This is a genomic window from Corynebacterium sp. CNJ-954 (assembly GCF_001942345.1).
Classification (GTDB): Bacteria; Actinomycetota; Actinomycetes; order Mycobacteriales; family Mycobacteriaceae; genus Corynebacterium.
Genome location: NZ_MKKI01000037.1, coordinates 1 through 1,407, shown reverse-complemented (window position 1 = coordinate 1,407; position 1,407 = coordinate 1). Strand labels below are relative to the sequence as shown.

Here is a 1,407-nt window from a genome sequence, read left to right as displayed (position 1 = left end):
GCGGCGAGACGCGCCGGGTGCTTACAAGCGCAACTTCTCGGCCAACCGGTCGCCCTCGGCCCGGTGCTTCTCGGCAACCTCGGTAACCACTCGGCGGGCAGCGTCCAACTGATCTACGGCAGCGTCCACCACTTCCCTACCTACAGGGACGACTACCCCGTAGTGTCGCCATGCGATGACGCGGCGGGTGTCGGTATCCACCAGGACGCGACCGTTGCGGACTTCGGGGTGAGTGCCAGGGTTGGGGACGATCTGCAAGGGCCGGTACAGGCTCACAATGGTGTCCCAATGATCGGGCCGTAGAGTGACCTGTTCGGTGGAGTCGGTGACGGTAGACCCCTCGACGGCGAGAGCGTCGGCAAGGTGCTTACGGGCCGTCCTGTCACGATTGCGTGCGTGATGTGTGGCGAGAGCATCGGCAACCATGGCCGTCATCGGAGGCCAGGACGATACCCCGTAAAGATCGTTGGCCGTAGGGGTGGGGATGGTGCAGCCGTCCGGAAGCAGGTTGTTCACCTCTGCGGCGAGGGTCGCCCACGCTGTTGTGTCGTCGGCAGCGGTTCGGCGCGCCTCGGCCCACTGTTCGGCGCGCTGGTGTGCGGCCTCGGCAGCGTCGGCAACGGAGGTGATGCGGTTCTGCATGTCCTCGGCAGCGTCGGTGTTGCTGGTGTGCTTTCTCGGCGAGGTGGGGCCGGGGCCGGTGACGACATACTCGGTGGAGCCGGTCCTGTCGTCGGCGGTGACCGTAAGGGTGATGCCGTAGTGCCCGGCTTCATGGACCAGGGCGGAGAGGTCAGTTGTCATCGGTTGTTCCTTCCATGGCGAGTATCTGTTTCAGTGCCTCGGTGACCGGTTGTAGTAGGCGCGCCTGGACGTTGTAGGGGGCGGCGAGAGCGTCGGCGAATACCTCGGCGAGGTTGTTAGCAGCAGTGCGTACCCGTTCGGTGGTGCCCTTCTCGGCGAGGACGGCCCGGACCTGATTGAGTTTCTGCAGTTCGGTCGTTGCTGTATGTGGGGTGGTGTTCATGGCAGGGTCTCCCCCGGCAATAGAGCCTGTTCGCGGGTGAACTTCTCGGTGAGGGCTTTCGCCAACTGTTCGGAGAGGTCCTGTTCCTGCTGGGAGAGAGTGACGCTGTGGGAGGTGGGCATGTCCACCCCGTGCAAACGTCTGCGAGACTCACTGATTCGGAGCAGAACGGCCAACGATTGAGGGTCCCCCTCCAGTGCGGCAGTCATCGCGGAGCGGCGGAGCAGCAACAGGTGGTCATCTTCCTCGGCCCGAAGGTCTGCCACCGCGTCCGATTCCACCCGGTCTAACGTGCGAGTGACGGCGACGCGTGCAGCATCCGGTGAAGGGTATCCGGCGCGACTAGCGACCTCGGCCCATGTGTGTCCCTGGGAACGGAG

General features: G+C 64.5%; 3 protein-coding genes. All 3 read right to left on the bottom strand.

Annotation, left to right across the window (positions count from 1 at the left end; translation table 11 throughout):
- Positions 1–21 precede the first annotated feature (21 nt).
- Positions 22–804, bottom strand: a complete 783-nt coding sequence (locus BJF89_RS11395) for a hypothetical protein (RefSeq protein ID WP_075815017.1) — start codon at positions 802–804, stop codon at positions 22–24.
- Complete coding sequence (locus BJF89_RS11390; RefSeq protein ID WP_075815015.1) at positions 794–1,027, bottom strand: hypothetical protein; 234 nt, start codon at positions 1,025–1,027, stop codon at positions 794–796. The genes BJF89_RS11395 and BJF89_RS11390 overlap by 11 nt, the downstream gene beginning before the upstream one ends.
- On the bottom strand, positions 1,024–1,407 hold a 384-nt coding region (locus BJF89_RS11385), incomplete at its 5' end, for a hypothetical protein (protein ID WP_222843838.1). The genes BJF89_RS11385 and BJF89_RS11390, both read right to left, overlap by 4 nt.

Coding starts and splice junctions, on each gene's coding strand:
- BJF89_RS11395 (WP_075815017.1), bottom strand. CDS start 804: ATGACAACTGACCTCTCCGCCCTGGTCCATGAAGCCGGGCACTACGGC.
- BJF89_RS11390 (WP_075815015.1), bottom strand. CDS start 1,027: ATGAACACCACCCCACATACAGCAACGACCGAACTGCAGAAACTCAAT.